Annotated in this window: 18 protein-coding genes and 2 riboswitches; of the genes, 15 read left to right on the top strand and 3 right to left on the bottom strand. The window is 40.9% G+C overall.

What is annotated here, in order from left to right:
- The first annotated feature begins 61 nt into the window (after window positions 1-61).
- The 5 genes from HCR01_RS08415 to HCR01_RS08395 all read left to right on the top strand — a co-directional run bounded on the left by HCR01_RS08415 (window position 62) and on the right by HCR01_RS08395 (window position 5,703).
- A complete protein-coding gene (locus tag HCR01_RS08415; protein ID WP_193195909.1) occupies window positions 62-1,126 on the top strand; it encodes a glycosyltransferase family 2 protein in 1,065 nt (354 codons plus the stop codon).
- Window positions 1,127-1,526: 400 nt separating this feature from the next.
- Window positions 1,527-2,372, top strand: a complete 846-nt coding sequence (locus HCR01_RS08410; RefSeq protein ID WP_193195776.1) for an ABC transporter permease — start codon at window positions 1,527-1,529, stop codon at window positions 2,370-2,372.
- 2 nt (window positions 2,373-2,374) lie between these two features.
- Entirely contained in the window at window positions 2,375-3,652 is a 1,278-nt protein-coding gene (locus HCR01_RS08405) for an ABC transporter ATP-binding protein (RefSeq protein ID WP_193195775.1), read from the top strand.
- Window positions 3,653-3,699: 47 nt separating this feature from the next.
- Entirely contained in the window at window positions 3,700-4,599 is a 900-nt protein-coding gene (locus HCR01_RS08400) for a glycosyltransferase family 2 protein (protein WP_193195774.1), read from the top strand.
- A gap of 108 nt (window positions 4,600-4,707) precedes the next feature.
- A complete protein-coding gene (locus HCR01_RS08395) occupies window positions 4,708-5,703 on the top strand; it encodes a glycosyltransferase (RefSeq protein WP_193195773.1) in 996 nt (331 codons plus the stop codon).
- 249 nt (window positions 5,704-5,952) lie between these two features.
- On the opposite strand, the gene HCR01_RS08390 is transcribed toward HCR01_RS08395, so the two are convergent.
- The gene (locus HCR01_RS08390; protein ID WP_162397954.1) at window positions 5,953-6,681 is read right to left on the bottom strand and encodes a Bax inhibitor-1 family protein; all 729 of its coding nucleotides are present in this window, start codon (window positions 6,679-6,681) and stop codon (window positions 5,953-5,955) included.
- A 337-nt stretch (window positions 6,682-7,018) separates the two neighbouring features.
- On the opposite strand from HCR01_RS08390, the gene HCR01_RS08385 reads away from it, so the two are divergent.
- A complete protein-coding gene (locus HCR01_RS08385; RefSeq protein WP_193195772.1) occupies window positions 7,019-7,804 on the top strand; it encodes an RNA polymerase sigma factor SigF in 786 nt (261 codons plus the stop codon).
- 25 nt (window positions 7,805-7,829) lie between these two features.
- Here HCR01_RS08385 and bchD read toward each other — a convergent pair whose 3' ends face one another.
- Window positions 7,830-9,854, bottom strand: coding sequence for a magnesium chelatase ATPase subunit D (gene bchD, locus HCR01_RS08380; RefSeq protein WP_193195771.1), 2,025 nt, complete (start codon window positions 9,852-9,854; stop codon window positions 7,830-7,832).
- A 119-nt stretch (window positions 9,855-9,973) separates the two neighbouring features.
- Between bchD and HCR01_RS08375 the strand changes: the two genes are divergently transcribed.
- The 3 genes from HCR01_RS08375 (at window position 9,974) to rnc (ending at window position 13,333) form a co-directional block, all read left to right on the top strand.
- On the top strand, window positions 9,974-10,561 hold the full coding sequence (locus HCR01_RS08375; RefSeq protein WP_193195770.1) for a Uma2 family endonuclease: 588 nt from the start codon (window positions 9,974-9,976) through the stop codon (window positions 10,559-10,561).
- 1,290 nt (window positions 10,562-11,851) lie between these two features.
- The gene (locus HCR01_RS08370) at window positions 11,852-12,511 is read left to right on the top strand and encodes an NYN domain-containing protein (protein WP_320073092.1); all 660 of its coding nucleotides are present in this window, start codon (window positions 11,852-11,854) and stop codon (window positions 12,509-12,511) included.
- 138 nt (window positions 12,512-12,649) lie between these two features.
- The gene (gene rnc / locus HCR01_RS08365) at window positions 12,650-13,333 is read left to right on the top strand and encodes a ribonuclease III (protein ID WP_193195769.1); all 684 of its coding nucleotides are present in this window, start codon (window positions 12,650-12,652) and stop codon (window positions 13,331-13,333) included.
- Window positions 13,334-13,335: 2 nt separating this feature from the next.
- Here rnc and HCR01_RS08360 read toward each other — a convergent pair whose 3' ends face one another.
- Entirely contained in the window at window positions 13,336-14,658 is a 1,323-nt protein-coding gene (locus tag HCR01_RS08360; RefSeq protein ID WP_193195768.1) for a sensor histidine kinase, read from the bottom strand.
- Window positions 14,659-15,074: 416 nt separating this feature from the next.
- Window positions 15,075-15,283, top strand: a riboswitch (cyclic di-AMP (ydaO/yuaA leader).
- Between the two features lie 96 nt (window positions 15,284-15,379).
- Here HCR01_RS08360 and ntrB point away from each other — a divergent pair.
- The 6 genes from ntrB (at window position 15,380) to HCR01_RS08330 (ending at window position 21,959) form a co-directional block, all read left to right on the top strand.
- Window positions 15,380-16,231, top strand: coding sequence for a nitrate ABC transporter permease (gene ntrB / locus HCR01_RS08355; RefSeq protein WP_193195767.1), 852 nt, complete (start codon window positions 15,380-15,382; stop codon window positions 16,229-16,231).
- Between the two features lie 86 nt (window positions 16,232-16,317).
- Window positions 16,318-17,772: an ABC transporter substrate-binding protein gene (locus tag HCR01_RS08350; protein ID WP_193195766.1), complete on the top strand. Its 1,455-nt coding sequence runs from the start codon at window positions 16,318-16,320 to the stop codon at window positions 17,770-17,772.
- Between the two features lie 54 nt (window positions 17,773-17,826).
- Window positions 17,827-18,660 (top strand): ABC transporter ATP-binding protein, encoded by an 834-nt coding sequence (locus HCR01_RS08345; protein WP_193195908.1) that lies wholly within the window; start codon window positions 17,827-17,829, stop codon window positions 18,658-18,660.
- Window positions 18,661-18,678: 18 nt separating this feature from the next.
- Window positions 18,679-18,812, top strand: a riboswitch (cyclic di-AMP (ydaO/yuaA leader).
- A 175-nt stretch (window positions 18,813-18,987) separates the two neighbouring features.
- Window positions 18,988-19,608 carry a universal stress protein gene (locus HCR01_RS08340; protein WP_193195907.1) on the top strand — a complete coding sequence of 207 codons (621 nt, stop codon included), beginning with the start codon at window positions 18,988-18,990 and terminating at the stop codon, window positions 19,606-19,608.
- Between the two features lie 115 nt (window positions 19,609-19,723).
- Window positions 19,724-21,061 carry an ArsB/NhaD family transporter gene (locus HCR01_RS08335; protein WP_193195765.1) on the top strand — a complete coding sequence of 446 codons (1,338 nt, stop codon included), beginning with the start codon at window positions 19,724-19,726 and terminating at the stop codon, window positions 21,059-21,061.
- Window positions 21,062-21,368: 307 nt separating this feature from the next.
- A complete protein-coding gene (locus HCR01_RS08330; protein WP_193195764.1) occupies window positions 21,369-21,959 on the top strand; it encodes a hypothetical protein in 591 nt (196 codons plus the stop codon).
- The last annotated feature ends 47 nt before the right edge of the window (window positions 21,960-22,006 follow it).

The raw sequence follows: 22,006 nt of genomic DNA, 5'->3' as shown, positions 1-22,006 counted from the left end.
TTCTGTTTTTAGTCTTTCCCAACTACATCAATTGAAATTAACCAAGGATATTGATTTAGATATGAACTCGTCAGCGATCGCAACTCCAGAAGTTACAATTATTGTTTCCCCACGGGAGCGTTTCAGCCATACCCGTGAATCCTTGGAAAGCATTTACGAACATACTGAATATCCCTTTCAGTTAATTTACGTAGATGGAGGTTCCCCTCGTCACATCAAAGATTACTTGGCAGAGCAAGCAAAGCAAAAACAATTTCAGTTGATTCGCACTGATTACTATCTCTCGCCAAACCGCGCCAGAAACATGGGTCTGCGTCAAGTTACGAGCAAGTATGTCGTTTTCATTGATAATGACGTAGTAGTTTCTTCCGGTTGGCTCAAGTCCTTAGTGCAGTGTGCAGAAGAAACAGGCGCGACCATCGTTAGCCCCCTCGTCTGCCAGGGTAAAACTCTACACGAAGAAGTACATTGTGCAGGTGGAGAATCTGGCGTAAAGGTGGAAACTAAAGGCGAAACAACAAGACGACGAATAATTGAAAAGATTTATAAACAAGGTCGGCGGGTTGCAGATGTCCGTCCCCAGCTGCAACGGCAAAAAACTGGGCTAGCAGAGTTCCACTGCATGATGGTACGCACAGAGATATTTCAGCAAATTGGTCTGTTAGATGAAGCACTGCTAAATACCAAAGAACACGTTGATTTGTGCATCTTGGTAACTGAAGCTGGTGGTACAGTCTACCTAGAACCCGAATCTCTGATGACTTACATGACAGGACAACCACTGGAGTTGACAGACATAAATTATTACATGCTACGTTGGAGCGATGCCTGGGAACTAGCAAGTCTCAAACGCCTGCGCGACAAATGGAACCTCACCGAAGATGAATACTTCAAAAATAAGTACAAACGGTTGGGGTGGCGGCGAAATATGGCAATCATCAATCCCTTTGCTAGTAAACTGCCCATCGGCAAATTTGGCTCACGAGCGGCTGTTAAAATTTTGAGTGTTATGGACAAAGCGCTCAACCGTTATATTACTACCCGCTATACTCAAACTTTGCCTGTGCAAAACCAAGCCCCAACAAATTTAGAGAAATCTGCAAGTACAGCGTCATTGCGTGGTTGATGGTGGTTCTGGCCTGTCAAGTTGATGACGACTGGTACTGTCATCAGCTCGATGCCTCAACGTGGGTTTCCTACTGCCCAGATCTCCATGCTAGCTGGATAAGCGACATTCTCATTATCAACGCTGCTCACAACTATGCACTTCGCACTTCTGCTTGGGACAGAACAGGCCCGTCGTTTTGGTACCAATCAAATCGATCTGATTTCTAGAACAGTCCCGAGTTGAGCAAATATCCCTGTAGCCCAGAAGATCAGTATTTTGGTATTCTCAAGGCGATCGCAACTAAATTATCTTGCAACCCATTGTTATGTTTACAAAAAAGTTGCAGATCAGCTGCGATGGAAATTATGATTGCCTCGTTAATAAGGATAAAAATTATGCAGCAGAATGAGGGTTTAAGATGCCGCCTGAGGTAGTTTACACACCTGAAAGCCTACTTAGGCATCCTAAACGATTGTTTCAACAAATGTGGCGAGACCTGCTAGCTGCTCGCGAACTTACTTGGCGACTGATGATAAGGGATATCAGCGCCCAATACCGTCAGTCATTTTTAGGGGTAGCCTGGGCTTTTTTACCCCCAATTGTCATGGCAACTGGGTTCACCCTTGCTAAGGATGCCAATGTCATTAGTGTTGGGGCAACAGATTTACCCTATCCAGCTTATGTCATGTTCAGCACCGCTTTGTGGCAGACATTTGTTGAAGCTTTGAATGGCCCCGTGCAAGCAGTGACGGCCGCAAAACCTATGTTAGCCAGAGTCAACTTTCCGCGAGAAGCACTGATTTTGGCAAAGCTAGGGGAAGTATTTTTCAACTTTGCCATCAAGCTGATTCTCATCGTGGCGTTGTTTATCTGGTTTAAAGTGTCTGTGAGTTGGACGGCGATTTTAGCGATCGTGGCATTAATTCATTTAGTATTACTAGGAACATTTATTGGTGTTTTGTTAGCTCCTTTGGGTGTATTGTATCAAGATATTTCCAAAGGACTAACTATGATTACAGGATTTTGGCTTTTTGTGACTCCAGTTGTATATCCAGTTCCTAGTAGTGGAACCTTTGGTTTTTTGGTAAAACTGAATCCTGTTACTCCTCTATTAGTAACAGCTAGAGAGTTAGCAACAACAGGAGTTATATCAGACCCTTATAGATTTTGGGTGGTAAGTGTAATTACTTTAGTTGGCTTAGTATTTACTTGGATTGGATTTCGTCTTGCTATGCCTTTCGTGGTTGAGAGAGTGAGTTCCTAATAATGACTAATTTAGTAGATAGAGAGATTACCGTTCCATCCCAATATACTGAAATAGTTATTGCAGTTGATAATGTTTCCAAGAAGTTTTGTAGAGACTTAAAACGATCCTTATTCTACGGTGTTCAAGATATTGCCACAGAGTTAACAGGAGGCACTAGAAAAAGTGATACTTTGCGACCTAAAGAGTTTTGGGCGCTCAAAGATGTTAGTTTTCAAATACGGCGAGGAGAAGCGATAGGTTTAGTAGGTTCAAATGGAGCGGGAAAAAGTACGCTCTTACGGATCATTAGTGGTTTGATTAAACCTGATACTGGCTCTGTGCAAGTTAATGGTAGGGTGGCTCCATTAATTGCGCTAGGAGCAGGGTTTAATCCCATCTTGACAGGGCGAGAAAACATCTATGCAAATATGTCCATTTTAGGACTACCCACAAAAGAAATTAAGAAGAGATTTGAGGATGTCATAGATTTTGCAGAAATTTCGGATGCCATCGATTCTCCTGTGCAAACTTATAGTTCTGGGATGGCCGCACGCCTAGGATTTGCTTGTGCAGTTCACATAGAACCAGATATTTTGCTCATTGATGAAGTGCTAGCTGTTGGGGATATAAAGTTTAGAATGAAATGCTACAAAAGGCTAGCTAAACTTCGGGAAAATGGCACAGCTTTTGTCTTAGTTTCTCATAATCCTCATTCTATATTAAATGTATGTGATTCTGCTATTTATTTGGCAAAAGGTCAGTTAATTACATCTGGTGAAACAGAAGTTGTTTTTCGTAAATATGAAGAAGATCTCAGTTTGGGAGGAACAGAAACATCTCTAGGAGCCATGTATTTAGCAGAAAAACCAGAGAGTGAAAGTTTGGGTTTAGATATTCTGTCTGTTTATTTTAAAGATGAGCAAGGAAATATAATTGCAGCACCACTTTGCGGTGAACCTGCTTATTTTTGTGTAGAATGCAAAGCACTCCAACAAATTGATGATGCCATTTTAGGCATAAAGATTTCAGCTTTATCTGGAGAGAATGAGCGAGTTTTATATCTCACCTCAGCAAGTGATAATGTAACTCTCAAAATACTTCCTGGAAAAGTTGAGATCCAAATGCAGATGCCTTACTGTGGCTTAGTACCTGGTTTATACAACGCCAAAATCTATGTGAAAGAGGGTGTATGCTCTTTTGATATAGTTGAATCTTTTAGATTTGCAGTAAAACCAAGCAAATATAGCGGTCAATGTTTGTATTATCAACCCCGGACATGGAAAGTTGTCAGTAAATAATCTAATTATTCGGTAATTTCAAACTTTGACAAACAAAGGTATTGAAGATGAGCAACCCTCTACTCAGTATTATCATCCCAACTCATAACCGCCCTCATCTAATCACACATGCTGTCAAAAGTGCCCTTGAACAAACAGTAGAAGATTTGGAGGTCATCGTAGTTGACGACGCTTCGACGCAGCCCATAGACTTGCCAAGTCGTCCTCGACTGCGGACGATTCGCCTATCAGAGTCTCATGGTGGTGCGGGAGCTCGTAATATCGGTCTTGACGCCGCCCTCGGTCGATGGGTTACTTTCCTTGACGACGATGACCAGCTCCTTTCCCACATGGCAGCCGTGTCGCTAGAAGCACTGTCTCAGGCAGCATTACCAACACCTGTAGCAGTCATATCTGGCTTGGAAGAAGTGAACTCTCAGGGTCAAGTCTTCGGCACGCGCCTACCTCCTCCACTGCGTCCACGCGGCGCTCACTTCTTTCTAGAAGAGCTTGAACCGGGTAAATCATATAATACCAAGCAAACCCTAGTTGTAGAGCGTGAGGTGCTTCAGCAAATCGGTGGCTGGGATCAGACATTTCGCTCTCGTGTCCACTCCGAACTCTTCCTACGGCTCAATCCAGCTTGCTCGTTGCTCGGTTTACCTATCGTTACTTACCAACTCTATACCCACGAGGGAGATAGAGTTTCACGTAATCCAAAGCTTCGTCAAGAAAGTTTTCTCCGTCTTGTGCATAAGCATAAATCACTTTTCAAAGCGCATCCGAAGATGTTCGCTAAGTTTGTGTATGAACACGCTCACAGATCCTACGATATGGGTCAAAAACGTGCAGCTTTATTCAGCTTATGCTGGGCTATAGGAATCGATCCACTTCATACCTTTCCCCGCATCGCTTCACGGTTTTATCAATCAAGATTGAAAAAATTATCGACTGCATACAAAGTATAAGTGTTAGATTTGGAAACTTATTTTACACATTTCATATAAAAGTATGAAAGTAACAGGGCCATCGTCACAACACTAGCAACCTATTTTTTTCATATTAGGTAAATCTTTATGACCAAGCTCGTTTCGGTAATCATACCCTGTTTTAATGCAGAAAAATGGTTGGCAGAAGCAATTAATAGCTGCTTGGAACAAACCTATTCCAATATTGAAATTATTGTAATTGATGATGGTTCTACGGACAATTGTTTAGAGATTATCAAAAGTTACGGAGATAAGATTATTTGGCAAAGTTTGGCCCATAAAGGAGGAAATTACGCTAGAAATAAAGGCTTTGATTTGTCCAAGGGAGACTACATTCAGTACTTGGATGCGGATGACTATATTTTACCAGAAAAGATAGAAAAGCAAGTTGGTTTTCTAGAGGAAACGGGAGCAGATATTGTTTATGGTGATTGGAGACATCAGCGTCATTTGTCTAATGGCTCAAGTTTCATCATGGAAAATATAGAAATTTCTGAAGCACACGCAGATATCTTGGCTTCTCTGTTAGCAAATTGGTGGGTTGCTCTTGCTGCTTTACTTTATAAAAGAACCGCCGTAAAAAATAGTGGCGGCTGGGATGAAACTTTAACCGCTGCACAAGATAGAGATTTTTTCTTATCAGCGGTAATGAATGGAGCTAAGGTTGTATATCAACCTGGCTGTTATTCGATTTATAGACGACATGGTTCTGTAACAGTTTCTACTTCCTCTAAAAGCCGCTGGTTAAAAAGCCATTATCTGGTATTACAGAAAGTCGAAAGGCAATTATTAGAGATGAATAAACTTTCAATAAAGTATCGTCATGCTTTAGCTAAATCATATTTTGAACTGGCTAGAGAGTCATTATTTGTTGATTATTCACAATATTTAATATTTTTAGAAGAGGCTTTAGCTCTATTCCCAGAGTTTAAAACTAACAGTAAAAGAGCAGCCTACAAAGTTGTGCAAAATGTTTTAGGTTTTCGGCAAACTGAAAGAATTGCCTGTCGTGCCTTATGTGTTAAAAAGTTTATAAATTCAAGCTTTGTTCACTCAAGGGGAAAATTGGGCGTCACATCCTAATTTAATGCCCCTTCTGCAAGCTCAAAGGATGTCTGAAAAGCATGGTGGGGATATTTTGTTATTCTGACTCGAACAAAGCGTCAGGTTCGCGCAGCGTCTCGTAGAGAAGAATCTCCTCCGTTAATTTATGAAATGCCTATGGAGCCAGACGCTACGCGTAGCTTGCTTGTATAGTGAGGGTAAATTACGCGATCGCTCCGAGTATAGCATTTTTGACTTCTCAGACATCCTTGTTGTACTTACGAATGTTTAATCACGACCATTGATGGCAATTAGCAGCCGCAAAATAAAGACGAACAGGTTGATGTAGGTGAGATACATCGATAAAGCAGCGGGTAGATACTGGTCATCGCGGTAAGTGCGGGGCAAGATGTAAAAATCGACAACAGATACCCCAACAAATAGAAATACCCCCAAACCTGAGATAGCGATTTCTAACCAATTTGGCGTGTAAACACCAAACATGGCAAACACAAATTGTGTGAGACAGACAACCACCAAGGCAATGACGCCGAGATTGATGGTTTTTGTCAAAGCCATCCCGTCTTGCTCAGAGAGATTTGAACCAACTTGGCGAGCGGCAATAAAAGTGACACCACAACCAAGAGCAGCTAAACCAATACCTTGAATGCCAACACCTTGAGTTCTCAAGGCGACGAACACTAAACCACTGAGAGTATATCCAGATAGAAGGCTGTAGGTTGCTAATAGAGGTAGTGCAAGACCTTTGTTGCCTTTTTGGGCAACATTTTGAGCAACAAAGAACAGAATTAACTCTACAATCACTGCACCGATAAAGGTGGGAAAGAACAGACCGGGGTTGGTACGGATAACTCCCAGACCGCCATAAGTTCCCAATGCGGTTAGCACAAGACCACCGCCCACATAGGGGAGGGCATTGGCAATTACATTTGGGCCAACGAGTGCGTGGGATTTAGCCTCACGGATAGCTTCACGGAAATTGCTGGTATTGCTCATAATGAAAAACTAGTTTTTTAGAGAAACATCTTGATTATTCTCATTCTTACCAATATTTAAGTCAAGAAACCAGTGTTTAGTTCTACAAGTTAGGAATAAACTCGACAAAAAAGATTATGCAATGCTCAATTATTATCTGAAAAACAAAAATAACCAGCAACAGATAGGGTTACAAAATCATGCGTACAAATACTGAATTGTGGAGTCAGACCCCTCACAAGTTCAGTAAAACGACGATGGCTTATTCAAGCTTGACTAAGGAAAATAATGACAGCTTTGAAGAAGAAATACGCAACTCCAATTTCTGAATAAAAGGAGTTACACCAAAGGAATTTATATGGCAATAAGTGAGTCCTCTTTACGAACTGAAGGTATAGAATTATTACACTATTACCACCAGAATCCCTCTATTAAACTTCGTAATAAACTTGTACAGTTGCACACTGGCTTAGTGCGAAAAATGGCTCATAAATTCAGCCATCAATGTAATGAACCTTATGAAGATTTAGAACAAATCGGTTATTTTGGTCTAATTAGGGCAATTGAGCGCTTCGACCCCAGCCAAGGATATGCTTTTAGTTCTTTTGCTGTGCCATACATTCGAGGTGAGATGCTGCATTTTTTGCGTGATCGCAGTACTCTATTAAAAATTCCTCGTCGTTGGCAAGAACTGTACAATGAGGGACAAAAAGTTCGCAAAGAATTGGCATTGTCTTTAGGTCGCCCTCCCAAAGATGCTGAAATTGCTAACGAACTTCAAGTATCTGTGCAAGAATGGCAAGAAACCAAGTTAGCAGCTCAAAACCGGATGCCTTTGAGTTTAGATGCGACGGCTGTTAATTATGTTGATTGTCAAATAACCTTGGGTGAAGCACTTCCTTGTCCCCGTTCTACTGCTCTCCAGCAACTAGATGAAGAACGGCAGCAACTCCAAGGAGCAATAGGTATGTTAGAAGAAAAGCCGCGCATGGCAGTTGAAATGGTGTTTCTCAAGGAACTTTCTCGCAAGGATGCTGCGAAGAAAATTGGCACGAGTCCTATGACAGTAACACGGTATCTGCAAAAAGGAATTCAGGATTTGATTTGCTACTTGCAACCTCAAGTAATGCCAACTGGGTCTTAGTTATTGACAAATGACAAATGACTAATTACCGAGATTTTAAATCAGCGATCGCACCTTTAGTCATGGCAGCAATCGCTTGATCTGTCGCTTTCGGTAAATGATAATATTTACCTGCTGCTGTTTGTGCTAATTCCTTAGCAAAACCAGTAGAAACAAATTTACTTTCAGTGTCAATTACTAACAACTGTATTCCCAAAGCACGGATTCTGGCTGCAATTTCTATCAATTCCGATTTTATATCAGGCTTTTCTCCTGGTTCTAGCTGTTCGCCTAAAGAACGCGCCAAGGGAATATTACCCCGCCCATCGGTTATCGCTACAATCACAACTTGCCCAATATCTCCACTCATCTGGGCATTCAAGCCGACACGCACAGCTTGTGTTAAACCATGCGCTAGTGGCGAACCTCCACCACAGGGCAACCTTTCTAGGCGGTTTCGTGCCAAAGCAATAGAACGTGTTGGAGGCAATAGTACCTCTGCCTGTTCTCCCCGGAAGGGAATCAACGCTACTTGATCTCGGTTTTGATAAGCTTCTGTCAAAAGTTGCATAACAGCACCTTTAGCTGACTGCATTCGGTTGAGAGCCATTGAGCCAGAAGCATCTACGACAAATACCACCAACGCCCCAGCTTTACGTACCAAGCGCTTCGAGCGAATGTCACCCTGCTCGACAATCACTTTTTTATCTGGGTGTCTTTCACGTCGTGCTTTTTGATATGGAGCAGCGGCTCTGAGCGTGGCATCTACAGCAATGCGTTGTACTTTCCCTTTAGGCAACATCGGCTTAATGTAACGCCCCCGGTCTTCGGAAAAGATGATACTGCGACTGCCAGATTTGCCCTGCCGCTTCGCCATTTGCGTAAAATAAAGCACGCTGTTGTCAAGGATCACCCCTTCCGGGTCAAAAATGAACTCTTCCGGGATGCTGGGGGGTTCTTGCTCTTGATTTTCTTCTTGTTCTTCCTGTTCTTCCTCTTCGGATTCGTCTGGGGGTTCTTCTTGATTTTGAGGTGGAGGTGGAGGCGGTGGCGGTGATTGTTCGGGTGGCGGTGTCTGCACAATTGTTGCTCGTGGGACAATCACCAATTCCACAGCACGGCGCAAATCTTCAGCATTGACTGTTGTCCGTCCTTCTAAAGCCGCCGCAGCCTTGGCAACTCGCGTGGCAAATAACTCAGCGCGATGTCCCTGAACTCCGCCGCGAATTGCTTCATCTACCAAGTAGGCAATTTGTTCATGGGTAATGCAGACATCCTTGAGCCATTCCCGTGCCAGGATGATTTGAGTTTTGAGAGCGTCTAAGTCTTCGCTGTATTGTTGGAGAAACTGTTGGGGAGATTGGGAATAGGCAATGGCTTGCTCTACTGCTGCTACTCTTTGATCTAAGCCGAGTACACCGTCTGCCGAGAGAGCGATCGCAATTCTATCTAATAAATGCTCTCGCAATCCCCCTTCTTCTGGGTTATAGGTAGTAATAAATAACGACTTGCAAGGATGCTGAAAACTAATACCTTCTCGCTCAATCTGGTTGCGTCCCTCAGATAATACTGTTAACAGTTGATTTGATATTTGGTCATCTAATAAGTTGATTTCATCAACATATAGGACACCTCGATTAGCTGAGGCGAGTAACCCAGGCTGAAATATAGTATCACCTTGTTTTACTGACTGTTCGACATCTACAGAGCCCAAAAGCCTGTCTTCTGTCACACCTAGAGGGATTTGTAAAAAAGGCGCGGGGATGATTTCGACGGGGACATTCTCAATATCTTTATCTGCATACTCCGCCAATAGTTGGTCATCCCATTCTTCTGGGTGATTGGGGTTGCAATTGCTGATTGAGCCTTTCACAACTTCAATTGGCGGTAGTAGGGCGTGAATAGCACGAGCCATTACAGATTTTGCCGTACCGCGACGACCTGCGATCGCTACTCCCCCCAACCCCGGATCGACTGCTGCTAATAGTAAGGCTAATTTAATTGCTTCTTGACCGACTACAGCTGTCAGGGGAAAAGCCGTGATAGTAGGGTTAATAGTGGGCGCAGGCATGGTTTGAATAATAGTTAGTCTAGGCTTTTAGCATACCAATTTCTGGCACATTTAGAATATAAGGGCAATCGCCTCCGGCGGGCGGTTACGCCATCGCATTTCCTTTGGGAGGAACATTTATGAGTATTGCTCAGGCTAAACGCTTCACACTGGATGAATACCACAAGCTTACTGAATTAGGTTTTTTCCATGAAGATGACCATATTGAATTAATCAATGGGGAAATTATTGAAATGGTATCGAAAGGTACAGCCCATGAAACTTGTTTGCGAAAATTGTGGAAAGAACTCCCAAAATTGTTGGGAGACAAGGCGACTCTGCAATCTCAAGCTCCGATTACTTTGCCACCTAACAGCGAACCTAAACCAGATTTTGGTATTGTTCAAAATCGTTTTGATGATTATCTTTCGGCTCACCCTCAACCTGCTGATGTATTATTGGTGATGGAAGTTTCTGATTCTTCTTTAAATTATGACCAAGATGTGAAAATACCCCTCTATGCTAAAGCAGGTATTTCCGATTATTGGATATTCAATTTATTTGATAATTATCTAGAATGTTACAGTGAACCCTATCAGGATAATCAAAGTAAGCATGGTTATTTAAATAAGAGGATTGTCTTACCTAATCAAGTAATCATCTTACCTGGTTTCCCTGATTTATTTCTAGATTTAAGTAGAGTGTTTCCGCCTAAACTAAATTATTAATTTGCTATAATCATGAGATTTGGGAAAGATTTTTATGGCTTATAGTGATTTTAAGCTTCTTGAAATTCTTGATTTTTCTGGTTTAGTTATCAACGAATCATCTGGACTATTTGCAAATGTACAAGAACAATAATGTAGTGATTTATTATCTATTCTTCTTAAAGAAAATGTTGATTTAGCTGTAGCGATAATTTCAGAAAAAGCTCGATGTGAAATGATAATTAGCCCCATCTTATTAGAAATTAGGCGTAAATTTAATTATGAGTTCAGTTTATTTTCAGGAGTTGATTTTACCGTTGATAGCCAGCAATGTTTAAATGGTTTTTGTGATTTTATTTTAAGTCTTTCTTCTGAACAGCTACTTGTACGCAGTCCGGTGATTGTCTTAGTAGAAAGTAAAAACGAGAATCTTAAGTCTGGTTTAGCATAATGTATTGCCGAAATAGTAGCTGCCCAACTTTTTAATGAGAGAAATAAAAATCAGATAAAAGCTATATATGGTGCTGTGACTATCGCAACTATCTGGCAATTTATCAAGCTTTAGAGCAATGTAGTTTCGATTGATTTGAGCGAGTATTATATTAAGGATATTAATAAAATTTTAGGTATTTTATATAGTGCGATCGCACAGAATAAACCGTAAATTCTTTATTAGCTAAAATCTTATTTAAATAATCAATATAACAGAACATTAGAGATGATGAATGTCAGGCGATCGCTTTTCCGAATCTTCATAAATCACTTTATTGACATCCAACATCAGCTATGCAAATGTATATTTAAGACAGCAAAATAACCGCACTCTAAAGCGCAAGTTTTTGGTGTTGTCTCAGCAGCAGAATTCCTAGTTTCCTGCCGAGCTTCGTGTTATCCCTTCGGCTGAGTATTCAGCCTGGTGTCAAGTCAAGCAATTGACTAGACTTTCAGTGGAAGATGAGATGTTCAGCGGGAGGAATGACGAGGAACTTGGTAGGAAGCCAGGAATTCTACTGCTGAGACTTAAACCAAACGAAAGCAAATGTAGAGAGCTTTATCGCAAGGAAGTACTTTTTGAATATAAATTCCTCATATAAAGCCTTGCTACTGCTAGATGTGTGATTTGTTGAAACTGTCCAGTTCACCACAAAACCCTGGATATATTACTGTGACACACGCGAATAAATCTTCTAAGAGATAAACAAGCCAACAAAAAAACTCTATCGCTATCTTTTGTGATCTTCAGAACGTCTACTCAATTCAAAAAACAGCTACTTTTTTGCTAGATTTTGCCCAATTTTAAGGGAGTGTAGAGTGCAAAAACTATATTACAATTCATATTATCAAAATCAAGTTTTTGCCAAAAACCATTTAGAATTTCTTGGTTTTAACTGTGTTGATGTTCCTGACAATACAGAGAACAGCGCAGATTATAGATTGATGGCTGACTGTGTTCAACTGTTCGCTCCAAAACCTTCACCTAGTCCTAATGCAATTATTCTGGTAGTAAGAGATTGGGACTATGCTGGCTTAATTTGCATATTAAAGACTTTGGGTAAAAAGGTGATAGTTTTTGCTCAAAGAGGTAGTGCTAGTCCAAAGTTGATTAAACTAGTAGGTAATGAGAACTTTTACTTTGTAGATGAATTACCTCAGCTAGTTGGCAATAGCAATAAGACTCAACCTCGAAATACGGATATTCTGTCTCAGATTAATTACAATAAGGCTATAGAGTATCTAATTGAAGCCATCAACACTGCTTTAAGTCAAGGTAAGCCTACTGTATTTGGTCGCATTGATAAATTGATGCGTCAACTTTGTGCTAACTATCAAGGATGCTCATCTATTTCTACGTCTGATGGCAAGAAATTTAAGAGTTTTAGTCAGTTTATTGATGCTGCTGTAAAGGATGGTAAAGTCCGAAAACAAAATCAGGAATTGTTTTTAATTGAATTAGACAGACTGGCTGCTTAAAATAGCTTTTAAAAACTCAGTTAAATACAAAAACTGGGTTTTAACAACACCGCTATTTGCGGTTTTTTCATGCCTGAAGACAGACATATTTGTACATCTTTCCAACAGTTAATTTTTGCAACAATACAAAATACAAGAATGCACAAAATTCTAATATTCCATGATGAAAAACTTCTACGCCATGCACTTACACACCGTTCTTATGTTCATGAAAATCCTGAAGAAGGGGAACACAACGAACGTCTAGAATTTCTCGGTGATGCTTTGCTAAATTTCTTAAGCGGCGAGTATCTTTATCGTTGTCACCCAGAAAGAGGAGAAGATGAATTAACGCGGCGGCGTTCTGCACTTGTAGATGAAAAGCAATTAGCAAAGTTCGCTATTGAGGTAGGTTTAGACTTTAGGATGCGGCTAGGAAAAGGCGCAATTCGAGACGGAGGCTACCAAAATCCCAATTTACTTAGCAGTACCTTTGAAGCAGTTCTTGGTGCTTACTATCTAGATAATAATTCGGATATTGAAGCAGTTCGCGCTGTTATAGAACCGCTGTTTGATTCTGTTCCTGAACAGATTGTTGTATTTCGCTCCAATGTAGACTCAAAAAATCGCTTTCAGGAATGGGTGCAACGCAATGTTACCCCAAATCCTCCCAAATATATTACAGTGCAAATAGGCGGTTTGTCTCATGCGCCAGAGTTCTTAGCCAAAGTGCTTGTAGATGGAAAAGATTACGGAGAAGGTAAGGGGCGCAACAAAAAAGATGCAGAAAAAGCTGCGGCTGAAGATGCGCTAGCTAGATTGAAGAAACAAGGATTGTTGTAGTGTCAACTTTCTGATATCTCTATTTGCAAGGGCAAAATCACAGTGAAAGTGGAACCAACCCCCAACTGAGAAACTAAGTGAATTTGACCTTGCAGTAGTTGCACCAATCGGGAGACTATTGCTAGCCCTAACCCAGTGCTGTCGGGAAGATAAGATTTATTATCAGGACTCACACGAAAGTAGGGTTCAAATATCTGGGTTTGGTTTTCTGGCGCAATACCAATTCCAGTGTCAGAAACTATAATCGCAAAGTATGCTCTATTATCTAACGGTTTCTCTGGAACTGTTGCCCTAGGAACAGGAGAGGAATTTTTCAAAGGCACATCAGGCAACATAGGAGCGAGTGCCCATGTATCATTGTCTAGCACCTGATACGCGATGTTAATAGTTCCCGACTCTGTATAGCGAATCGCATTACTAATAAGATTTGTGACAATCTGTTGTAGTTTCAAAGAATCTGTTGTTATTTCTTTGGGAGCGCGATCGCCTTTAGTATTGGCAAAGCTATCGCAATCTACTACGATTTGTAAATTTTTATCAGCAGCTAAAGGTGCTAACATTTCACACACATTATTAATCAATTCAGGCACATTGGTGAGTGCTAGTTGAAGTTTGATCTGCCCTGTCTCATACCGAGAGAGTTCTAGTACATCATTGATCAAGTGGAGTAATTGTCTACCATTACGTAATACGCGCTCAATATGTTCTAAGTTGGCATAGTTATCTTTCACATCAGTTTTTCGTCGTTGCTGGCGTAAAAACAGATCCGAGTAACCAATAATGGAAGTGAGAGGATGTTTCAATTCGTGGGCTAGTTGGGAAAGATACTCTTGATTAGCGTTAATTAAGCGAGTCAGTTCCTCATTATGAAGCGCTAATGATGAATGCAACTGCTGTAATTCTCGCAAGCGTTCCTCAACATAACTCTTGAAACACCGAGCGATCGCTTCATCTACGATAGCGTCAATCAAGCGCATAGAACGAATTATCTCTATTGGTGTTCCCTTCAATAAATCTGCTTGTATAGTGTCAAATATTACTGTTCGCAGTAAATAATATTCTCTGGCAATTTCTGCTGGATCAAAGCCTTGCTCGGCTCGAATAGCGCCATGCTGGAAACTAGCAGTAACTATCGACTCAATATCATTATCCTGATATTTTGATAGTACTGTCACCATCGCTTGTAAAACATCAGGGATATGATCTTTTATCGCTGTGTAGGATAGGTCATCAGCACTTTCAATTCGTCTATCTTTGCGAACTGCCGCAACCCATATCTTTAGGATGGTATCCTTTTTTTCAGCCAGTACTTGACTAAAATCCATTATGTTAAATTCAGCAACGAGATAGATGAGTCAACTTCCATATTCAATTAGTCTAGCGATTGCGATAGTGTATTACCAAAATTAGTGAAATTGTTCACCTACCAAAAGAAGTATATATTCTTTATTTTCAATGTTGTCTAGATTGGCTACCCGGAGATTGGGAATTGTTTTGTATAATATCTGTCTAAATAGACAAATAATAGCCAAGCAAGTAACAGTCTTGATGCTTGACTTCACTGCGTCATTTAGCTTGCTGTGTAGGGAGTTCACTCACAGCACTACCAAAAGTATAATTTTTCTTGATTACCGAAAAGCAATGAAAGCCGCTTGACTTCGGTATTTAAATAAACAACATTTATCATAAGACAGATGTTTTCACTGAGCAACGATGCTATATTACGCAAGGAGTATCCATTAGAGTAAGTCAGCCTAATCTAGCGCATTACAATACACAGCGTTGGAGCGGAGGAACCATATTGATATTGTGGGGCGTATCTCTGTATCGATTGCTTAGGAATTTGTGATTGGAGACTAATCCAAAATTCAAAATCCAAAATTGATTAGAGAGGGGCATCTCTCAGCCCTAGCCCGTCAGCTAACTTCGTAGGCATTGAGAGGAGACTGAAGAGACGGAATTATTGTAATATTCTGATCTCATCAGTGTCCAAGGCTGGTACTGCTCAGATTTTTGTACCCGTGCTAAACTCTGTTGAGGTTGTAAATGGTATTTCAACTAAATCTAGCTGCAATCATTGCGGTTGCTGGACAAGCTGCTTGGAAAAAAGCAAAACCTGCAATCACCAAGGATGTTTTTTTACTACCTTTATTAGGGTTCATAGGGATCATCTTGCTGTGGTGGGTGGTTGCACTTGCTAATCATGAATTGATGCCCACCCCGCCGGAAGCGCTAGCCGCTAATCTAGACTACATTTTAAATCCCTTTTATCAGAGAGGCCCGGGCAACTTAGGTATTGGCTGGTTGTTGATCGCCAGTCTGCGACGGGTATTATTGGGCTTTTTATTAGGTGCAGTAGTAGCGATTCCTCTAGGGTTTCTAATTGGCATGTCCAGACCGGCAATGCTAGCGTTCAATCCCATCATTCAGATTTTTAAACCGGTATCGCCCCTAGCTTGGCTACCTATTGCCCTAGCTATTTTCAATTTGTCAGATCCTTCAGCCATTTTTGTAATTTTCATTACCTCCTTATGGCCGACAATTATTAATACTGCCCTAGGAGTTTCCAGCGTTCCCAAAGATTATTTAGATGTGGCAAGAGTGCTAGAAATGCCTCGTTGGCGGCGGATTACAAAAATTATCTGGCCTGCAAGTTTGCCATATATCTTTACAGGTTTGCGAATTAGTTTAGGAATTGCTTGGTTAGTAATTGTTGCTGTGGAAATGCTCACAGGTGGTGTAGGTATCGGCTTTTTTGTCTGGGACGAGTGGAGCCGTTTAAATCTGAGTTCAGTCTTCCTCGCTGTGTTGGTAATTGGCTTAACTGGATTAGTCCTTGATTACGCAGTAGGCAAAATTCAAGAATTAGTAACTCGTCGCCCTACAGCTTCTAATTAACAAAATTTGATTCATCACAAAATAGCAAAACGCAACGACAATTTGCGACTTTGCACAAGCAATTAATCACCATTGGAGCTATAGGAATGGGTGATAGTAATCAGAATAACTGGACTCGAAGAGATTTCATCAAAGGAATAAGTGCGACGACAGCGGGAATTGGGTTGTCCTCATGTGCCATATCTGGAAATACTGGTGCTAAAGGGCTAACTGAAGAAGCCTTAGCAGTTGAACCAGTAGTAAGAGGACAAGACTTGCCAGAGAAGCCGGATATTACAGTTGGTTATGTTCCTGTCAATGATTGTGCGCCATTTGCGATCGCCTGGAAAAAAGGTTTCTTCCGTAAATACGGTTTAAACGTCAAACTCAACCGCGAAGCCAGTTGGGCAACCTCCCGTGACGGCTTAATTTTTGGTCGTCTCGATGCTTCACCCGTGGTATCTGGTGCCGTTACTAATGCCAGAATTGGTGCTGAAGGCGCACGCCACGCCCCCTTGTGTGCAGCTATGACCATTCACCGCCACGGTAACGCCATGACGATGAACAAAGCCATGTGGGATTTTGGGCTGCGTCCGTGGTATGAATACCAAGAAAAATATGGCGATGGCGCCCTAGAAGCCTTTGGGAAAGACTTCCGAGGCTACTTTGACAAACAACCGCCAGAACGCAAAGTCTGGGCAGTAGTACTGAGTTCTTCCATTTATGAATACTTTGTCCGCTACTTATCTGCCGCTGCTGGTGTCGATCCACTCAAGGAGTTTCGCGTCATCATCGTCCCGCCTCCCCAGATGGTGACAAACGTACGAATTGGGGCAATGCAAGCTTACATGGTGGCAGAACCTTGGAATACACGAGCAATTACAGGTAACGAAGGCATCGGTTTTACTTTCGCACAAGGCAAAGAAATCTGGCTGGGACACCCAGATAGACTTCTGGGAGTGATGGAATCTTTTATCGTCCAATATCCCAAAACCTATCGTTCCTTAGTGAAGGCGATGATTGAAGCCTGCCAGTATTGCAGCAAACCCGAAAATCGCCAAGAAGTTGCCGAATTACTTACAGATCGCTCCTTTACTGGTGCAAAACCGAAAAAGAAGGATGCCCCAATCACGAAGTTGACAGGGCCGGGAATTCTTGGCAATTACAACTATGGTGGCTTTGATGGCAAAGACCGCACTATCAAAGCTGCTGATAACACAATTTTTTTTGATATTCCTGAAAACCTTCCCAAACAGCCAGCAGAACACTCAACATTTTTATGGCGTTCCAGAAGTCTCTGGTTGATGACACAAGCAGCTCGCTGGGGACAAATTAAAGAATTACCCAAAAATGCCGATAAACTAGCCGCACAAGGCTGGAGAGCAGACTTATATCGGGAGATAGCATCGGAAATGGGCATTGAGTGTCCCAAGGATGATTACAAAGTCGAACCTCCAGAAGTATTTATAGATAAAAAAGGTTTCGACCCCAGCGATCCTGTTGGCTATCTCAATAGTTTTGCAATTAGGGCTAATGCTCCTACTCGTTTTTTCATGTCTTAAATTCCAAGTTTAAATATTGACTAAGTGACTCAATTTTTTTCGGAGCATTTGATGATGGAATACACCTCATTACCTGTTAATACTCACAACCCAGTTATGCCCCGTAGTGGATTTTTAGAAGTTGAAAATTTAGTCAAGTCTTATCCAACACCTGATAAAGATAATTTTGTTGTCTTAGATGGTGTAAATCTCACAATTGGTGAAGATGAATTTATTTCTGTAATTGGTCACTCTGGTTGTGGTAAATCAACACTACTCAAGATTATTGCTGGTTTAGAAAAAGCCACTTCTGGCTCAGTAAGGTTAGATGGACAAGAAATTCGCAAACCTGGTGCTGAGAGAATGATGGTATTTCAAAACTATTCATTACTACCTTGGTTAACTGTGCGGGAAAATATCCGCTTAGCTGTGGATGAAGTGCTAAAAAATGCCAAACGGGCTGAAAAAATTAGCATTGTAAATGAACACTTGGCAATGGTAAACTTAACGGCGGCGGCTGACAAGTATCCCGATGAACTCTCTGGAGGTATGAAACAGCGGGTAGGTATTGCTAGAGCTTTGGCAATCAACCCAAAAATGTTGTTGATGGATGAACCTTTTGGAGCACTAGATGCACTAACTCGGGGTAAATTGCAACGGCAAGTATTAGATATCTGGGAAAACCATCGCCAAGCTGTGATGATGATTACCCATGATGTAGATGAAGCCATTTATATGTCTGATCGCATCGTATTGATGACTAATGGCCCAGCTGCTACCATAGGAGAGATATTAGAAGTTCCTTTTGAGCATCCCCGCGATCGAGCCGCCATGCGAAACTCAAAAGAGTATTTTGAACTCCGCAATCACGCCCTAAATTTCCTTGACCGATATTTTGCTCAAGACTAACAAGTTAGATTATCATTTTTTAGTGGGTAGCCTAATTCAAATTTATGAAAGCTAGATTTGAAACGGAGGAACCAATGTTTGGGGCTAATCTTACGAGAGACACCTTCCAGTCTTAGCCCGTCAGCTAACTCCGTAGGCAATGGAAGGAACCTCCAAAACTTGGCTGTATACCAGTTGTTATTGGGGTTTCCTTAACTAATTTAAGATTTTAGTCATTAGTCATTGGTTAAGAGCTAAAGACAAAGGACAAAATCTAAAATTGGTTGCCCTGCTTCTCGTTTGTAATTCGTTTCATTAGGAGAAGTAAAAGCAGTGGAAATTAAGCCAATGTTAGCGCGTTTACAAAGCGCCATCGGTCGAGATGATTTAATTGAGCAAATGGTATTATTACCAGAGCCAAAAAAACCCTTTTCTCAAAAAGTTCAAAAAGTAGAATCTGTTAACTTAATCGTCGCTTATGACGCTTCCCCAAATAGTCATACGGCGCTGGATATTGCCTTCTGGATTGCCCACCAAACGCGTTTAGCCACCAACACACAAGTCACAGTTCAAGCCGTTTATGTGGTTGACAATAATCAAAGCACTCAGTATCCCGATATCTTAAATCTTCCAATAAATCAGCCTCCATTAGAGTGTTCAATCAGCGAAGTATCAAAGTCTGTCACACTCGTATTAACTCAACCAAAACTCCAAGCCGCTGTTACTCCTATCCAACAAGCAGACAGAATCCTCTGGCAAGCACGAAGTCTGGCTGAAGAATGGCAGGGTTCCTTCAAATCTCATCTACGGTTTGGCTGCATTGGTACAGAACTTAAAAAAGTTGTTGAATTAGAAGCTGCCGATATATTGTTTTTGGGTTGTAAATCTATCAATCATTCTATTATTGAGGCACTAGGTTCTAATTTCCCCTGCGCCGTCCTGGGTATTCCCAGTTGTATTGATGAATAATCGCTGTTCTTAATTTCAGTGATTTTTAATTTAATTATGAGCGTAAATAAGTCACCTATAAATAGGTGGCTTATTTCGCTACTTATACAACCAATGAGACTTCAAAAGGTAGGGTATGGAAAACTGGCAAGCTTACCTAAGTGTTATTACATTTTTAGGCGTAATTATCTTAGTCATGACGGAATGGGTGCATCTCACAATTGCTGCTTTATTGGGGGCATTATTACTAGTTTTTAGCAACGTCATGACTTTACAAGAAGCTGTGGGTTACATCGGTAACAGTCATGGAACATTAGGTTTATTCTTCGGAGTTATGGTATTAGTACGGGCATTTGAACCTACCAAGATATTTGATTATTTAGCCACTCAAATAGTGTTATTGGCTAAAGGACAAGGTAAGCGTCTATTACTGGGTATCGTGGCTATGGTTACTCCCATTTGTGCAGTGTTACCAAATGCCACAACGGTAATGTTGTTAGCACCTTTAATTCCGCCGATGGCGCAGGAAATTGGGATAAATTTTGTACCATTACTGATTTTAATGGTATTTGTTGCTAACAGTGCTGGACTGCTGACATTAGTTGGCGATCCAGCTACCTTTATTGTTGGTGATGCTGTAAATATCAGCTTTACAGATTATTTATTGAAATTGAGTTTGGGAGGAGTAATTGCCGTTGCCGTCGTGATAGCAACACTACCATTTTTATTCCGCAAAATTTGGAATACACAACTAGATAATCTCGAAAATTTACCACACCCACAAATCAATCACCCGCGAGTTTTGAGCGTGGGTGCAGTGATTGTAGCTTTCGTCTTAATATTTTTTGTCATTGGAGAATCTCTACCAGTTCCTATCTCGCCTGCTGCCGTAGCTTTGTTAGGAGCAGCTTTGGCTTTGCTTCTATCTCACCATAGCAAAATCGATTCAGTAAACAATATATTGCGGGATGTAGACTGGAGTACATTAATTTTTTTTATGAGTATTTTTGTGCTAATTGGAGGATTGGAAAAGACTGGCGTAATCAACGGTTTATCAGGTGTATTAGCAGTAATATTGGGAAAAAATATTGTATTGGGTTCGTTGGTTTTGTTATTTGTTGTAGGGATATTATCTAGCTTGATTCCTAATATTCCTTTAGTAGTGGCGATGGTACCCTTACTCAAACAGTACATTGTCAATGTCGGGTTAGCACCCCCAGAGGTTTTAGCACAAGACTTTCAAGGACAGTTTCCCCCAGAAGTGTTACCACTGTTTTATGCAATGATGTTTGGTGCAACTTTGGGAGGTAATGGCACACTAGTAGGTGCATCCTCTAACATCGTAGCCGCCGGTATTTCTGAGCAGCACGGACGTCGTATCTCGTTTAAAACTTTTCTACACTACGGCATCCCAGTAATGGTACTGCAACTTGTAGCTTCAGCATTGTATGTGTTAGTTCGTTTTTTGCTTTAGGTAGAAAAGGTATAAAACAAGTTTTATTAGCAATAACTTTGCCAATTTACAACGATTTTCAATTGAAGCGCCGACTTCCAGCGATGGTCTGTATGACTGCAATAGAGGCGCTTTATAAAAATTAAAATTACATAATCCTACTTAACTTATCTCAAGATGTATTCCTATCTTTGGGAAATAGAATCTGCTATTCTATGTCTAAAGAATCTGCCGTAGAGACTAATATCTAAAAGCTGAATCTAGTACAACAAAGTAGGAGCAAAATCGGTTCCTATCTTCTGCTTATAAGCTCAAAAAGGTTAAATCTATGAATCCGCCAGAAGAATATATCAATAATAATTTTCCAGAACAGTATCAAGATATAAATAAATCTAATAATAATTCCAATGTGAATGCAATTAACAGTTTAGATAAAGTTAGAGATATTTTAGTTGGCAACCAAATGCGGGAGGTTGAAAAGAAATTTACCCGTCTAGAAGAACGTCTGGTTAAAGAATCTGCTAACGTGCGTGATGAGACAAAAAAACGTTTAGACGCTTTGGAAGCTTATATCAAAAAAGAGGTAGAGTCTTTAACAGAGCAGCTAAGAATTGAGCAATTAGAACGTGATGCAATTGTGAAAACACTAGCTGAAGAACAGAAAAATATCACCTCGTCTTTAGAGAAAAAAGTTACCCAATTTAATGAGCAAACTACCAATAGCCAACGAGAGCTTCGAGAGCAGATTCTCAACCAATCCAAAAATCTACAAGATGAGATCCGACAAAAATATGAAGAAATCTTAGTTTTATTGGAACGAGAAGCTAAAGAACTACGCAGAGATCAAACTGACCGTTCTCATCTTGCAGCTTTGTTCTCAGAGCTAGCCATCCGCTTGAATTATGATACCAAGTCCTAAGTCTTAGAGGATATGTAAAAGGAACTGGGGATTAGGATTGGTTGAAG

The sequence above is a fragment of the Nostoc sp. MG11 genome (genome assembly GCF_014904695.1).
In the GTDB taxonomy this organism is placed as follows: Bacteria; Cyanobacteriota; Cyanobacteriia; order Cyanobacteriales; family Nostocaceae; genus Komarekiella.
Note: the sequence above shows the minus strand (reverse complement) of the source record. Positions and strands in the feature narration are given on the sequence as shown.

What these genes read in the sequence shown, in the direction of transcription:
- HCR01_RS08415 (WP_193195909.1), top strand. Translation starts at nt 62, where the DNA reads ATGAACTCGTCAGCGATCGCAACTCCAGAAGTTACAATTATTGTTTCC.
- HCR01_RS08410 (WP_193195776.1), top strand. Translation starts at nt 1,527, where the DNA reads ATGCCGCCTGAGGTAGTTTACACACCTGAAAGCCTACTTAGGCATCCT.
- HCR01_RS08405 (WP_193195775.1), top strand. Translation starts at nt 2,375, where the DNA reads ATGACTAATTTAGTAGATAGAGAGATTACCGTTCCATCCCAATATACT.
- HCR01_RS08400 (WP_193195774.1), top strand. Translation starts at nt 3,700, where the DNA reads ATGAGCAACCCTCTACTCAGTATTATCATCCCAACTCATAACCGCCCT.
- HCR01_RS08395 (WP_193195773.1), top strand. Translation starts at nt 4,708, where the DNA reads ATGACCAAGCTCGTTTCGGTAATCATACCCTGTTTTAATGCAGAAAAA.
- HCR01_RS08390 (WP_162397954.1), bottom strand. Translation starts at nt 6,681, where the DNA reads ATGAGCAATACCAGCAATTTCCGTGAAGCTATCCGTGAGGCTAAATCC.
- HCR01_RS08385 (WP_193195772.1), top strand. Translation starts at nt 7,019, where the DNA reads ATGGCAATAAGTGAGTCCTCTTTACGAACTGAAGGTATAGAATTATTA.
- bchD (WP_193195771.1), bottom strand. Translation starts at nt 9,854, where the DNA reads ATGCCTGCGCCCACTATTAACCCTACTATCACGGCTTTTCCCCTGACA.
- HCR01_RS08375 (WP_193195770.1), top strand. Translation starts at nt 9,974, where the DNA reads ATGAGTATTGCTCAGGCTAAACGCTTCACACTGGATGAATACCACAAG.
- rnc (WP_193195769.1), top strand. Translation starts at nt 12,650, where the DNA reads ATGCACAAAATTCTAATATTCCATGATGAAAAACTTCTACGCCATGCA.
- HCR01_RS08360 (WP_193195768.1), bottom strand. Translation starts at nt 14,658, where the DNA reads ATGGATTTTAGTCAAGTACTGGCTGAAAAAAAGGATACCATCCTAAAG.
- ntrB (WP_193195767.1), top strand. Translation starts at nt 15,380, where the DNA reads ATGGTATTTCAACTAAATCTAGCTGCAATCATTGCGGTTGCTGGACAA.
- HCR01_RS08350 (WP_193195766.1), top strand. Translation starts at nt 16,318, where the DNA reads ATGGGTGATAGTAATCAGAATAACTGGACTCGAAGAGATTTCATCAAA.
- HCR01_RS08345 (WP_193195908.1), top strand. Translation starts at nt 17,827, where the DNA reads ATGGAATACACCTCATTACCTGTTAATACTCACAACCCAGTTATGCCC.
- HCR01_RS08340 (WP_193195907.1), top strand. Translation starts at nt 18,988, where the DNA reads ATGTTAGCGCGTTTACAAAGCGCCATCGGTCGAGATGATTTAATTGAG.
- HCR01_RS08335 (WP_193195765.1), top strand. Translation starts at nt 19,724, where the DNA reads ATGGAAAACTGGCAAGCTTACCTAAGTGTTATTACATTTTTAGGCGTA.
- HCR01_RS08330 (WP_193195764.1), top strand. Translation starts at nt 21,369, where the DNA reads ATGAATCCGCCAGAAGAATATATCAATAATAATTTTCCAGAACAGTAT.